The organism is Chryseobacterium sp. c4a, from assembly GCF_009900745.1.
Lineage (GTDB): Bacteria > Bacteroidota > Bacteroidia > Flavobacteriales > Weeksellaceae > Chryseobacterium.
In genome coordinates, this window is sequence record NZ_WXVU01000001.1 from 199,063 (window position 1) to 213,173 (window position 14,111).

The following is a 14,111-nucleotide window of genomic DNA, read 5'->3' on the forward strand; positions in this document are numbered from 1 at the left end:
TGCTGATTTGGTGAATACAAGTTAGCAAAAAAATATAAACTATTAATTTTCAAATTCCTTAAACGGTATTTTTAGTTGAACGGAAATCTGTTTTTTTTCTTCAGTATTTAGCTGAGAAAGAGAGAGTCCTAGTAAGCGGACTGCTTTATCAAAAGGACGCAGTTCCCAAAGTTTTTTTCCTGTATTGAAGTATTCTTCCGGGGATGTGAAATACTCTTCACGTGTTATACTTCTTGTAAAAAGTGAAAAATCTTTATATTTAATTTTTAAGGTTAAGGTTCTCCCCAGAATATTATTTTTCTGTAAACGCTGATGGAGTTCTTCACTTAGGCTTTCCAGTTTTTCATTGATTTGTTGTTCGTCAAAAAGATCCTCAAAAAAAGTTCTTTCTACAGCTACACTTTTCTGAATCCGATGAGGTTTAACTTCAGAGGTATGAATACCGCGAACTACATTATAATAATGCTTTCCGGATTTTCCAAAGATTCTTACCAGATCCTCCAATGATCTTTTCTTTAAATCTTTTCCTTTATAAATCCCTAAACTAAACATTTTGTTAGCCGTAACTTTTCCAACACCATAAAATTTTTCTACAGGCAATTCTTCCAGAAAACCTTCCATTTTATCAGGATGAATGGTCTTTTGGCCATTAGGTTTATTGATATCTGAAGCTACTTTAGCTAAAAACTTATTCACAGAAATGCCCGCAGAAGCCGTTAAGCCAGTTTGTTCAAATATTTTCTGACGAATTTCCCTGGCAATCTGGTTGGCAGACTCTATTCCTTTTTTATTTTCAGTGACATCCAGATAAGCTTCATCCAATGACAATGGCTCTACCAGATCGGTATATTCATAGAAGATCTCACGGATCATTTTTGAAATTTCCTTATACCGGGCAAAACGTGGCGGAACAAATATCAGATCAGGACACTTCTCTTTTGCCGTCTTACTGGGCATAGCGGAACGAACACCATATTTTCTTGCTTCATAGCTCGCTGCAGCTACTACTCCTCGATGCTGGCCTCCAACGGCAATAGGTTTTCCTCTTAGCGCAGGATTATCATGCTGCTCTACGGAAGCATAAAATGCGTCCATATCCACGTGAATAATTTTACGAAGCAACAAAGAAAAATCCATAGCACAAAGATATGGATTCCTGTATTGATGGTGAAGTGTTTATAGAAAGGAAGCAGGAGGCTGGAAGAGGGAAGTTAATAAGGTCGATATGGAAAAATATGACCCCCATTGATTGAAAAGTAATTAAAATGATATCTAATTGTTGGTAATCCTTAAATTACTTCCAGCTTCTCTCTTCCTGCCTCCCACATTTTACGGCTTTAGTCTCATGGTAAGAAGGTGAGGTTCAAAACCTGCTTTTTCATAAGCTCTTACAGCAGATTCGTTTTCAGCATAAACATCCAGTCTTATTTCTGAAATATTTCTGGATTTTGCCCAATTTATAAGTTCATCAGTAATTATTTTATTGATTCCTTTTCCTCTGTATTCCGGTTTTACATACATAAAGCCCAGATAAGCATAGCGCTTAAACTTATAATAATCTTTTTCTGAATTTTTTATGAGGGCATAGCCGGAAGCAACAATTTCATTATCGTTTTCCACAACAAGTAAAGTTGCATCGGGTGATTGTATAAATTTATTCAAATCGTAATAATGAATTTCCCCGTCAATTAATGTACTGTTAAAGGGCCTTTCTGCAGTAACAATTCCCTGCTCAAAGGTTAATAGAATTTCTAAATCCTGTTCTGTAGCTTCTCTTGTAGTCATGGTGTGAAAAATAAGTGAAGTTTAAACACTCCATAAAAGTGGAGTATCTAAACTTCAAGGTTTTTTGATGTTTTAAATATTATTTTAAAAGAGTATCTATCGTTTGCTGAATTTCCGGATCTTCCGGAGAAATAGCATAATATTTTGCGATAGAAGATTTCTGATCAATAATCATATATCTTGGGATCCAGTTCAGATCCACATAATTATTGAAATCATTTTTCCATCCTGATGCAAACCAATAGTTATCTTTATCCTTCATGTTGAATCTTACGAGGCTTTTATCAAATCCTTCTTTAGATCTTTCCAGCGATAAGAAAACAAAGTCAACATTAGGATTATTTTTTTCTAGTATTTCAGCTTTTGGAAGTGCCTGAAGACAGTCTCTGCACCATCCAGCCCAAAAGTCGATCACTAAGACTTTTCCTTTATGCTGATCCAGAATTTGCTGGATTGTAATTGCTTTTCCATCCTCATCTTCTAATTTTTGCTTTAGAGCTTCTTTAGAAAATCCTGTTTTAAGAACAGTAGGAACTTTCTGTGCATGGCTTAAGCCAAACATACCTACCATAAAAATTAATAACAACTTTTTCATTTCTACAATTTCATTTACACAAAACTAAGCAATGAATAGCAATTCAAGATTATTTTTTTATGAATTGGGAAAAATTTATATTATTGATAATTTCTATGAATGTTGTCTAGATGAAGGATAAATTACTTCAAAGAGAAAACTCTATTTTTTATTGAGAATATTTTTTGCCACAAATACACGAATAGAATGTGAAAATTCCTCTATTGGTAATTTTTAATCAACCCTTTTACTACGGTGATTACATTCGGCATTGCTTTGTTCGCAGCATTCAAAACTTCTTCGTGAGAAACAGCGAAAGCGATATCCGGGCCACCGAGATCGGTAATCACGGAAATACAGAATACATCCATTCCCATATGTCTGGCAACAATCACTTCAGGAACGGTACTCATTCCCACCATGTCACCACCGATGGCTTTAATCATCCCGTATTCCGCAGGGGTTTCAAAAGTGGGGCCTTGTAAGGCAACATAGATTCCCTGGTGGATTTTAATATGATTATCTGCAGCAGCTTGCTCAGCGGTAGCAATCATTTTTTTGTTATAAGGTTCGCTCATATCCACAAAGCGTGGCCCAAGTTCATCGATATTTTTTCCACGAAGCGGGTGCTCAGGCATCATGTTGATATGATCCTTTAAAATGACAATATCTGCAATACTATAATCCGGATTTACTCCACCACAAGCATTGGATAGTGCTAGGTTTTTAATTCCTAGTAAGTGAAAAACTCTGATAGGGAAAGTTACAGTTTCCATAGAATGCCCTTCATAATAATGAAAACGGCCACTCATCATGAGTACTTTTTTTCCTTCCAATATTCCATAGATCAGCTTTCCGGTATGTCCAGCCACTGTAGTCTGTGGGAAGTTAGGGATATCTTTGTACTCTAAAACATGGATCGGTTCTACTTCATTCTGCAGTTTTCCAAGTCCGGATCCTAAAACAACAGCAAAATCAGGAATTTCCTGAATAATATTTCTGATGAAATCAGCTGTTTCATTTATTTTTTTTAACATAATCTAAGATGATTTGATTGAATTCTTCCTTTTTATCAATAACAACATTGATAGGCCAGTAGTAAACAATTTCTCTAAGATAGTCAAAAGTTTTCAGACGAACATAATCTTTCTCTGTGGTTAATATCAGTTTATATTCTCCTAATTTTTTATACTCCGCAAGGATTTTTTTAATATCATCATCCGTGAAATTATGATGATCCCTGAATTTTAAATGGGTAACTCTTTTTGAGAATTTAGCCAAATGTTCCAGCAATGGTTTAGGATTGGCAATTCCGGTAATGAGTAAAATATCGTAATAGTTCAGGTTGTTATCTGGAAGCATTTTATCTTTTCCATATACATTTTCGTCATAACCGATGGATGAAAAGAATACTTTTTGGTTATGAGAAGGCCTGATCCTTGAAATATAATATCTTTTGGTTTCCTCTGTCAGTTCATCAGGACATTTGCTGACCATAATGATATCTGCTCTATTTGCTCCCGCTCTGGATTCTCTTAGGTCTCCGGCAGGAAGAAGGTAGTCTTTGAAAAAAGGATCATTAAAATCCGTCATCAAAATATTGAATCCTGCTTTGATCGCACGGTGCTGTAGTGCATCATCCAATATAAGAACTCCAAGATCCATATCTTCAATTACCTTTTTAGCTCCCGGTACACGCTCTTCTGAAACAGCGATAACAAAACGGTTTTTAAAACGTTCAAAAAGCTGCATGGCTTCATCACCTACAATCTTGTAATTGCTGTCATAATTTGTGACCTCGTAGCCTTTGGTTAATCTTCCGTAGCCACGTGAAAGGACTCCGGTTCTGTAATGTTTAGATAAATATTGGGCAAGATACATCACCATCGGCGATTTTCCGCTTCCGCCCACGGAGAGATTCCCGACATTGATGATCGGTGTCTTGAATTTTGTTGATTTAAAAATCCCCAAATCATACATTGTGTTTCGGATACCCGTTACCATATGATAAGCAAGGGAAAAAGGATAAAGGTACCATCTTTTCATACGAATGCAAAAATAGGAATTTTCATAAGCATTAGAGTAATATTCTCAAAGACTTTTCAACAAATATTTCGTTAAATTAAAGTATTTTTGTGGAGTTATAACAATACATTGAGATACTTTATAGAATTTTCTTACAACGGAAAGAATTATTTCGGCTATCAGATACAGCCGGACGCTATTTCCGTACAGGAAGAACTGGAAAAAGCACTTTCCACCATTTTACGAGAAGAAATTAAAACGACTGGTGCCGGAAGAACAGATACCGGAGTTCATGCTAAAAAAATATTTGCTCATTTTGATACAGAGAAAGAGCTGAATGATGAGCTTCCGCGCAGACTGAACAGTTTTCTTCCACCCGATATTTCCATCAAAAGAATTTTTAAGGTGAAAGACGATTTTCATGCCCGTTTTGATGCCACCTTCAGAACGTATGAATATTATATTTCGCTGGAAAAAAATCCTTTTACTCAGGAATCTGCCTGGCAGCATTGGAAGAGACCATTGGATATCGATAAAATGAATGAAGCTTGTAAGATCCTTTTTGAATATGAGGACTTCACCAGTTTTGCAAAATTAAAAACCGACAACAAAACGAATATCTGCAAAATGTATATTGCAAAATGGGAGCAGGATGGTGCAGAGCTGAAATTTACCGTTTCTGCCAACCGTTTTCTTAGAAATATGGTTCGTGCTATTGTAGGAACAATGGTAGAGATTGGTACCGGAAAACTGAAACCGGAAGATATGAGAAAGGTCATTGAAGATAAAAACCGTAATGCTGCCGGAACTTCAGCACCTGCACATGGATTGTATCTTGTGGATGTGGGATATGAATTCTAAATAAAAACTAAATAAAAACTAAATAAAAACTATAATCATGTTATCTATTATTATTCTTATTGGAGCCTATCGGTATTATGCACGATTAGCTGAAAAATTTGGAAAAGTAAAATGGCAGCTGGGACTTTTAGCTATTGGAATTTACCTGGGAACTCAGATTGTTTTGGGAATGTCTTATGGAGTTTATTTAGCTTCCAAAGATCCAAATGCTCTGAATAATTTTAATTATACAGGTTTTTCTGCCGCTAATCTTGCGGGTTGGCTGATTTCGCTTTTGGCAGTATGGGGTGTTTATCTGCTTCTGGAACGAAAATATAAAAAAGAAAATCTGCAAAAACCATCTATTGAAATACAGCAGATAGGTAAAACTACCGAAGATTCTCAGAATTAAAATAAGGTGATTCAACTTTATCATCATTTTAAACCACAAAACCACAAAAGTTTTGTGGTTTAATTTTACTCAAAGTTTGTTACGTACAAATAAATAGGTGTTTGAGATTGATGGGTTATTATTTAATATTTTCAGAAACCTCAATAAAGAGTGATCCCCAAAAGATATTCATTTTGTAAATGGTAAACATCTTATATTTTCTATGACGATTTGTTGAAGTTGTAAAGGCTGGCAACTTATAAAGTCTTACTTTTGCAGAGAATTTTAATTCTTTTCTTCAATTCGTATAATGAAAAAACAAGATACCTGGGGAATTGTAAAAAGGCTGTTCTTTATTGGAATGAAGTTTCGTTCCTGGTTCATCCTTACTTTAATAATCTCCATCATACTTTCAATAGTTTCTACCTACAGGCCATATCTTACTATGCAGGTTGTGGATAATGATATCACAAAGCTACAAGACAAAGCTTTAATGATGAAACATATCTATATCCTGGTAGGATTGGTATTTGCAGAAACTGTGTTGAACTTTTTCCTGGTTTATTTTTCCAATTTTATCTCACAGAATGTAATTCGTGATATTCGTGAAAGGTTGTATTCTAAACTGATTTATTTTAAAACATCATTTTTTGATAAGACTCCAATTGGCCAGTTGGTAACCCGTGCGGTGGGAGATGTGGAAACCATTGCTACCGTTTATACAGATGGTTTCTTAATGGTTTTCGGAGATATTCTGAGAATTGTATTCGTTTTGGTGATGATGTTCAGTACAAATGTTCATCTGAGTTACATTACATTGGCAATTCTGCCTTTAATGGTAGTCATTACAAGATTTTTCCAAAAAAGACTGAAAAAGGCCTTTGGCGATGAAAGAACCTGGACGGCAACCCAAAACTCATTTGTACAGGAAAGGCTAGCAGGAATGCCAATCATTCAGGTATTCAACAGACAGGAATCTGAATTTAAAAAATTTGATGACATCAATATTACCCTGAAAGGAGCATTGCTGAGAACTGTTTTTATTTTCTCCCTGTTCTTTCCGGTTGTAGAACTTATTTCTTCATTATTTATTGGGTTTATCCTGTTCTATGGAGGATATATCACGATCAGTGCCGGGGTGGTAATTGCCTTTATTCAGTATATTTCAATGCTGATCCGTCCTTTAAGACAAATTGCTGATCGTTTCAATAATATCCAGAGAGGTATTGTAGGGGCAGAAAGAGTATTAGGATTAATGGATGAAGAGAATTCAATGACGAATACAGGTACAGTGAAGAAAGATCACTTTGCCGGTAAGATCGAATTCAAGAAAGTTCATTTTGCTTATGATGACAAACAGGAGGTGCTTAAAGGCATCGATTTTAAAGTGAATCCTGGAGAAACAGTGGCAATTGTAGGAGCAACAGGAGCTGGGAAATCAACTATTATCAGTTTGATCACAAGGCTATATGATATCAATTCCGGAAACATTCTTATTGATGATGTGAATCTGAAAGATTATGAGCTTTATAATCTGAGAAGTCATATTGGAGTGGTATTGCAGGATGTATTCCTTTTCCATGGAAGTATTTTTGAAAACCTTGCTTTTGGGGATGACAGTATTACCCTTGAAAAGATCAAGGCTGGTGCTAAGGAAATTGAAGTAGATCAGTTTATTGAACAGCTTCCGGGAGGATATGATTATGTAGTGAGTGAAAGAGGTTCATCCATTTCTTTAGGCCAGAGGCAGTTATTGTCATTTCTGAGAGCTTATTTATCAGATCCTAAAATTCTGATTCTGGACGAAGCTACTTCTTCTATTGATCATGAAAGTGAAAAACTGATTCAGAGAGCTACAGAAAAAATTACCAAAAACAGAACATCTATTATTATTGCTCACAGACTTTCTACAATTGAAAAAGCTGATAAAATCATTGTAATGGAGCATGGTAAAATTGTAGAAGAAGGAAGACATTTGGAACTTTTGGATAAGAACGGATATTACGCTACATTATATAAAGCACAACTTCGACATGAAGTGGAATTGGAAGAAGAACAAGAGTCAAAATAAAGAGTACTTAGCATAAAAAAAGAGAGCAAAATGCTCTCTTTTTTGCTATAAGGTATTATCAGAATTTTAATTTTTTCGTCATTACTTTTCCATCCTTTAAAACAACATTCACGGTGATGATGATGTTTCTTTCATTGATAGGAAGTCTGAATTCTGAAGTATTCACTTGTGTTTTAACAACAATAAGTTTTCCTGAGGTATCATAAATATGTAATGAAGAAATTTGAGCGTTACTTTTTACATATACAGAATTTTCATCCTTGGTGATGAATGAATTATTCCTTGACGTTATATCATTTACAGATAATGAGGACTGTGGTACTATTGTTACGGAATAATCTTCCACTTGTCCATATTCTGGAGTATGACATGCTGTAATAGGAATACCTGCCATATCACCAATAACCCTCATTCTTAAAGGAGTATTTAATACAGCATCTGATGGAGGGGTGATAGAGGCAGTTGCAAATGAACCATTGATTACTCCTGTTTGATTTAAAACTGCTTCTTTAATTTCATCAAACTGACCATCATTGTTGTAATCAATATATACTTTTATTCTGTGGCTGTTATTTAGTCCCGGAGCAATCTGAATGGTAGTAGCAGTATTGTTGGGAATTGTCGTTTTACTGATTCCCATACAGTAGTTGCCGGTAAAGTTTTCATAGAAGTTATTCATTGCCTGTTTGTAGTTGTTGGAAGAGTTATTGATGCTTCCAAACTTTACTGAAGTAATTCCAATATTATAATTTCCAGGAGTGTTTATTGTTGTTGGAGTACATGCGTTAGTAAGAGATACGCTATTATTAGGAGTTGTATTTGCAGCAACCGGAGAATTAATTAAGGATTGTCTGAATTTAAGAAGTTGTGCTGTGGCACGATCTGTCTGTCCTTGTGTAAACAAATCTCTGAAGCAGAATGTATAAGACATTACATTTCTTTCTCCACCAGCATATACTAAGTTGGTACATGGATTGATTTGTCCCGTTTGACAGTTTCTCGGAACAGAAGAGTGATAAAGACTTTTCATAGGTTCTGTGTCACATACCAAATCACCATTCAGAGTACAATCAGTATTTACAGGGCAGTCTCCTGTCGTTGCATTATATCCTTCGTGGGTATGTCTTAGCCCTAAAGCATGACCAAACTCGTGGGCCAGAGTTTGAGCATTAACTGCTGAAGCGCTGGTTGCCATAAAAGAATAATCATTGCTTCCGCCCGGATAATAAGCATAGCCGTTTAACCCTCCTGCATTTGAAGTCAGTTTTTTAACAACGTAGATATTATAATATTTGTTGGTATCCCATTGCCCCATTGCCGTTATTTGTGTAGCCAATACAGCATTGGTTGTATTATCGTTATTTACTCCGCCGCTTACATATTTTGGAAGACCGGAGGCATCAATTCTATTAATTCCATTAGTAGGATTACAATTAGGATCTATCTTTGCAAAAACGAATTTTACAGGTAAGACAGAACTTGTAGCAGACATTCCGCTGGAGGCATTTCCTGCAAAAACACCATTTGTATAGTTTACCCACGCAATAATATCAGCATCAGACTTGTTATTTACGGATCCAATAGGGCTTCCGTCTCCTACAACGTGTACAACGATTGGAATTTCATATACCTGGTTTTGCCCATTCTTAGCATTCAGTTTTCCCGTTTTTATCATTTTAGATAATTCCAGATTGAAGGTTTCATCCTGGATTTTTTCATTAGGGAACTTTGCATAATGTTTTCTCATTACTTCATCAGTTCCACACTCTAAAAACTCTATGTTTTGTGAATAAAAATTAGAAGATAAGCTAGTTGTAATAAGCAGAAATAATAGTTTTTTCAAGTTATTTATTTAAGTGTTGTTTTTTAATCCGGCAAAAATAAATAAAAACTATAAAGATTAATGCTTTTTAAAGCTGCAGAAAATAAAATTCTGATGCGTTTCAAATGGAGTCGTATGGTCTTCAAAGAGGCATTTTATTTTTTCAAATTTGGCTTCAAATTTTTCAGATAATGAATCCTCATCATATTGTTGAATATCCAATCCACTGCATTGGGTAGGCCCGTTTTTAGAGAAAGTTCCGAGAACCATGAAGTGGTTTATATTTTTTTCAGCAATATCAATATAAGCAGAAACCTGTTCCGGGGTTGTTAAAAAGTGAAAAGCAGCTCTATCATGCCAGATATCGTAAGTTTCAGTAGGCTCAAAAGCGGTAATATCTGTAGTAATCCATTTTACCTGATCAGCTTTATTACCTAGTCTTTGCTTTGTTTTTTCCAATGCTTTGGCAGAAATATCCAACACGGTAATATTTTTGTATCCTTCTTCAAGGAGGAAGTCTACGAGATTACTGTCTCCACCACCAATATCTATTATTTTAGCCTCTTTTCCCAATCCGAAAGAATTGATGAAATCAAGAGAAGTCTGAGGTTTTTTCTGTGTCCAGCTTACCTGATCAGGATTTTTGGTCTCATACACATTTTCCCAGTGGTTTTTATTGTTGGAAGAATTCATAGTTCCTTTAATTGATTATTTATTTCTTCAAATTTATTAATTAATCCATCAATTTTTCCCTGTTGTTTTTTTATTGTTTTAGGTCGTATGTAAAACCAGTTGAAGCCTATCCATGTGAAAGTAGCAGCATACACTAAAATAGCAGATATGGGTGTCATTTTTGATGCATATTCATACATATACAGGCATATCCCCAAAAATAGCATGATGAAATAAAGGTTGAGCATGGTGGTCTGCATAAACTTTTGTTTATTTTTTACCAGGTATAGACTTTGAAGATACTCACTGTTGGATTGGGTATTATCAATTGTATAAAAGACCATGAACATTCTGTTGTAAGCCGATAGAAAAATAACCATAGCTAAAATCACAAGTACAATTCCAATTTTGGTACTGGTAAGTTGAGGTTGATAGCGGAACCATATAAAAGCAATACATACGCTGGTTGCTATCAGAAGCAGGTTGGTGAGGATCAGTTTACGAAGATTTTCATTTTTAAACCTTTTCAGTTTATTGAGAAGCTCTTCTATATTGGGTTTTGGTGAAGTTTGCTGTTTCCATATATTTTTGAAATCCATATTAGTATCCATTGTGTTTAAATTTTTGAGTTAATTTTTCCTTGATTCTGTGAATTTTCACTCTGATATTGGCTTCTGAAAGTCCTGTGATCTGAGCGATTTCAGCTTGTTTTACTTCTTCCAGCTCCAATGAGATAATAATCCTGTCCGTTTCGGGAAGTTCTGAAATAAATTGATAGAGCAGCTGAATCTGAGGTTCCATCGATTCCTGTTTTTTCTCTTCAAGATTGATAGGAAGATCTGTTTTGGAAAATCTTTTTTCTTTTTCAATCTGCCGGAGACAGTTGTTAGAAGAGATTCTGAAGATCCATGTTCCTATACTGGATTCATTTCTGAATTTTGGAAGCTGCTGCCATACGATAATAAAAGTTTCCTGAGCAAGATCCTGAGCGAGATCTGGGTCATTTACATATCCCATGCATAATCGGAATATCTTTTGCCAGTAGAGTTCGTATATATCTTCAAAGACCATTATTTCGAAGATAAAAAGTTATTGAGCTGGCTGAAGTACCATTCCTTATCATCATACATAATGAAATGTAATCCCTTTGTGGAATATTGAAGATTGACGTTTTTAAGGTTGCTATATTGTGCTTCAATAGAGGGTTTCATAAATACAAAGTAAGATTCTAAAAGGATAAGAGAAGGACATTGTATATTTTTGATGGTTTCTCTCAGGTCGGTATTGGAAAAATCACAGTACATTTTGGCAAACGTTTTTCTGTCGGATTTCATGCTCCAATCAATGACTGTACTCTGCATGGAAGTATCTGCCAAAAGACGTGGGATAGACTGAGTCTGCATGGTACGGAAATCTTCATCAGGCATAGCGGTAAACTTATTAATGGTTGATGAACAGTCATTGTTTTCTTTAGACTTAAAATTTGGATTAGAGATTGCTGCCAGACAAGGTAAAGTATCTACAATAACAATTTTACCTACCAGTTCCGGATAATCTGCTGCGATGGCCAAGGCAAGGCCGCCGCCCATGCTGTGTCCAATGATAACAGGCTTTTCAATTTTTTGATTTTTTATATAAGCTGCAATTCCTTTTTCCCAATCTTTGAAGCTTGCATCAACATCAGGTTTTGCTCCTGCAAATCCAGCCATAGTTAAAGTATAGCAAGTGAAATCTTTTTCAAACTTTGCAGTGGTTTCATTCCATACATCTCCTGAAGAAGCAAATCCGGGAATCAAAATTAAAGACTGTTTTCCCTTTCCGGTTTTCTTTACCTCAAACGGATATGTTTTTTCCTGACCAAATATATTACATACTGCTGCAAAAAATAACATGATGATAAGAAGGAATGTGAATTTTTTCATGATTTCTAAAGTTTTAAGGTTTATTTGTCTTTTAGAGACGAGTGTTTTAAAAATGTTACACTATTTTTTATTTTTTTTTGAAAAAATATTTTTTCTCTTTCAAAGTCCTTTATGATATGGGAAAAAGCCAGACAAATTTTTTTTGTAGATAATTTATATGGAACCAGATGTCCTTTGGAAAATATGATAAAAATCACAATTACCCCGATGCTTAGGCTGGTTTTAGCGGGTTAACCCCCTTTCATGTGATTAATGTGGTTGTGAAATGAATTGAGTTTTTGGATTTTTGATGATTATAATTAAAAAATAATGACTTAATAGTGTTTATATTGATAATATTTGCTAAATTTATTGAAAGTTTAAGTCGCTGCCCTAGGAAGTGAAGGGGGTAGATTGACAAAATGGAATTTTTAACTAAAAACTAAAAAATATAAATGAGCAGTAGTATTCAGGATGAATTTAAAGTTTTTAAAGACGAACTAAAAAAACTTAATATTGAAGTACAGAAAGTAGTAAAAGTAGGAAACGGAAGTATGGATTTTCACGAAGTTTTCTACAAATCACCACGATATGAGGAGGTGAAGACTGTGTATGTCCAACGTCATAACCTGGACAGTATGATAGAAAAATTTAAACAAGCTTACCATTAAAATATCATCTTCGCCACAGAGAACCTGTGGCGAAGATTTCTTTAGGAAATACCTAATCTTTATCTAATGTTGATGCATTCTTAGTATCCTTCATTCCCAGATATACCACAAGAGAAAAAAGAATACAACCTGTAACATACCAATAAAAGTATTCTTCAGAACCGATCTTTTTAAACCAAAGAGCGATATATTCTGCAGTTCCCCCAAAAACAGCGACTGTAATAGCGTAAGGAAGGCCCACACCCAGTGCCCTGATTTCAGATGGAAAAAGCTCAGCCTTTACCACTGCATTAATAGAAGTGTAACCGCTTACAATAATAAGTGCAGCCATAATAAGAAAGAAAGCTGTCCATATAGAAGCTGTCGCACTGAGAGCGGTGAGAAGAGGAACTGTACATAATGTTCCCAGAACTCCGAACCCTAAAAGAAGCGGCCGTCTTCCAATTTTGTCAGATAACGTTCCAAATACAGGTTGAAGACACGCAAAAATAAATAATGAGATAAAAGAAATAAGAGTAGATTCTTCTTTGGTAAGATGAACCGTATTGACCAGGAATTTCTGCATATAAGTAGTATAGGTATAGAACGCGAGTGTTCCACCCAGTGTAAGCCCAACAACTGTCAATAAAGCTTTAGGATGTTTCAAAAGTTCCTTTACTGTTCCTTTCTTTTTCTCATTAAGATCTTTTTTATTTTCAAAGGCTTCGGTCTCATGAAGATTAGCCCGTAAGTACAACGCTATAATCGAAAGCATAGCTCCTATCACAAAAGGAATTCTCCAGCCCCAAGCTTCCAGCTGAGCCTCTGTTAATAATAATTTCTGCAAAATCAGCTGAATGCCTAACGCGATAAGCTGCCCTCCGATCAGGGTGACATATTGAAAACTGGAATAAAATCCTCTTCTGTCTTGTGTTGCCATTTCGCTGAGGTAAGTAGCCGAAACCCCATATTCTCCTCCAACACTCAATCCCTGCAGGAGCCTGGCAAGCAGGAGTAAGGCCGGAGCAAAAATACCTATGGATTTGTAAGTTGGGGTAAGAGCAATAAGTAATGAACCGAACGACATCAACAGCACAGATAATGTCATTGCCCTTTTTCTACCGATTTTATCCGCAATACTTCCAAACATCCAGCCGCCAATAGGTCGCATAAGAAATCCCACAGCAAAAATTCCAGCTGTATTCATCAGCTGTGCATTAAGGTCGGAATCCGGAAAGAAAGAATGAGAAAAATAAATGGCAAAAGCAGCATACGCGTACCAATCGTACCATTCTACCAGATTTCCGATAGATCCGCCTATAATGGCTTTGATTCTTTGAGCTGTGGTGATAGAGGATGAATTCATGTTAAGTATAGGGA

Annotated in this window: 15 protein-coding genes; 4 read left to right on the top strand and 11 right to left on the bottom strand. The window is 35.5% G+C overall.

Annotated elements, in window-relative coordinates:
- Positions 1-42: 42 nt before the first annotated feature.
- The 5 genes from dinB to lpxK form a co-directional block, all read right to left on the bottom strand.
- On the bottom strand, positions 43-1,137 hold the full coding sequence (dinB, locus tag GTR01_RS00930) for a DNA polymerase IV (protein WP_160136001.1): 1,095 nt from the start codon (positions 1,135-1,137) through the stop codon (positions 43-45).
- A gap of 192 nt (positions 1,138-1,329) precedes the next feature.
- Positions 1,330-1,785, bottom strand: coding sequence for a GNAT family N-acetyltransferase (locus GTR01_RS00935; protein WP_160136002.1), 456 nt, complete (start codon positions 1,783-1,785; stop codon positions 1,330-1,332).
- Positions 1,786-1,864: 79 nt separating this feature from the next.
- Complete coding sequence (locus GTR01_RS00940; RefSeq protein WP_160136003.1) at positions 1,865-2,380, bottom strand: TlpA family protein disulfide reductase; 516 nt, start codon at positions 2,378-2,380, stop codon at positions 1,865-1,867.
- Positions 2,381-2,580: 200 nt separating this feature from the next.
- Positions 2,581-3,396 (bottom strand): purine-nucleoside phosphorylase, encoded by an 816-nt coding sequence (locus GTR01_RS00945; RefSeq protein ID WP_160136004.1) that lies wholly within the window; start codon positions 3,394-3,396, stop codon positions 2,581-2,583.
- Positions 3,377-4,405: a tetraacyldisaccharide 4'-kinase gene (gene lpxK / locus GTR01_RS00950; protein ID WP_160136005.1), complete on the bottom strand. Its 1,029-nt coding sequence runs from the start codon at positions 4,403-4,405 to the stop codon at positions 3,377-3,379. The genes GTR01_RS00945 and lpxK overlap by 20 nt, the downstream gene beginning before the upstream one ends.
- 108 nt (positions 4,406-4,513) lie before the next feature.
- On the opposite strand from lpxK, the gene truA reads away from it, so the two are divergent.
- The 3 genes from truA to GTR01_RS00965 all read left to right on the top strand — a co-directional run bounded on the left by truA (position 4,514) and on the right by GTR01_RS00965 (position 7,686).
- Complete coding sequence (gene truA / locus GTR01_RS00955; protein WP_160136006.1) at positions 4,514-5,245, top strand: tRNA pseudouridine(38-40) synthase TruA; 732 nt, start codon at positions 4,514-4,516, stop codon at positions 5,243-5,245.
- A 37-nt stretch (positions 5,246-5,282) separates the two neighbouring features.
- Positions 5,283-5,636: a hypothetical protein gene (locus GTR01_RS00960; RefSeq protein ID WP_160136007.1), complete on the top strand. Its 354-nt coding sequence runs from the start codon at positions 5,283-5,285 to the stop codon at positions 5,634-5,636.
- Positions 5,637-5,925: 289 nt separating this feature from the next.
- On the top strand, positions 5,926-7,686 hold the full coding sequence (locus GTR01_RS00965) for an ABC transporter ATP-binding protein (RefSeq protein WP_160136008.1): 1,761 nt from the start codon (positions 5,926-5,928) through the stop codon (positions 7,684-7,686).
- A 58-nt stretch (positions 7,687-7,744) separates the two neighbouring features.
- Here the strand turns inward: GTR01_RS00965 and GTR01_RS00970 are convergent, their stop codons facing one another.
- Genes GTR01_RS00970 through GTR01_RS00990 form a run of 5 tightly spaced genes read right to left on the bottom strand, consistent with a single transcriptional unit; the run spans position 7,745 to position 12,102 of the window.
- The gene (locus GTR01_RS00970) at positions 7,745-9,529 is read right to left on the bottom strand and encodes a GEVED domain-containing protein (RefSeq protein WP_160136009.1); all 1,785 of its coding nucleotides are present in this window, start codon (positions 9,527-9,529) and stop codon (positions 7,745-7,747) included.
- A gap of 57 nt (positions 9,530-9,586) precedes the next feature.
- On the bottom strand, positions 9,587-10,201 hold the full coding sequence (locus tag GTR01_RS00975) for a class I SAM-dependent methyltransferase (RefSeq protein WP_160136010.1): 615 nt from the start codon (positions 10,199-10,201) through the stop codon (positions 9,587-9,589).
- The gene (locus GTR01_RS00980) at positions 10,198-10,791 is read right to left on the bottom strand and encodes a hypothetical protein (protein ID WP_160136011.1); all 594 of its coding nucleotides are present in this window, start codon (positions 10,789-10,791) and stop codon (positions 10,198-10,200) included. The genes GTR01_RS00975 and GTR01_RS00980 overlap by 4 nt, the downstream gene beginning before the upstream one ends.
- The gene (locus GTR01_RS00985) at positions 10,781-11,251 is read right to left on the bottom strand and encodes an RNA polymerase sigma factor (protein WP_160136012.1); all 471 of its coding nucleotides are present in this window, start codon (positions 11,249-11,251) and stop codon (positions 10,781-10,783) included. Before GTR01_RS00985 ends, GTR01_RS00980 begins: the two co-directional genes overlap by 11 nt.
- Positions 11,251-12,102, bottom strand: a complete 852-nt coding sequence (locus tag GTR01_RS00990) for an alpha/beta fold hydrolase (RefSeq protein WP_160136013.1) — start codon at positions 12,100-12,102, stop codon at positions 11,251-11,253. Before GTR01_RS00990 ends, GTR01_RS00985 begins: the two co-directional genes overlap by 1 nt.
- 434 nt (positions 12,103-12,536) lie before the next feature.
- Here GTR01_RS00990 and GTR01_RS00995 point away from each other — a divergent pair, with 434 nt between their 5' ends.
- Positions 12,537-12,752, top strand: coding sequence for a hypothetical protein (locus tag GTR01_RS00995; RefSeq protein ID WP_115970288.1), 216 nt, complete (start codon positions 12,537-12,539; stop codon positions 12,750-12,752).
- Between the two features lie 52 nt (positions 12,753-12,804).
- Here the strand turns inward: GTR01_RS00995 and GTR01_RS01000 are convergent, their stop codons facing one another.
- A complete protein-coding gene (locus tag GTR01_RS01000) occupies positions 12,805-14,097 on the bottom strand; it encodes an MFS transporter (RefSeq protein WP_160136014.1) in 1,293 nt (430 codons plus the stop codon).
- Between the last annotated feature and the right edge of the window lie 14 nt (positions 14,098-14,111).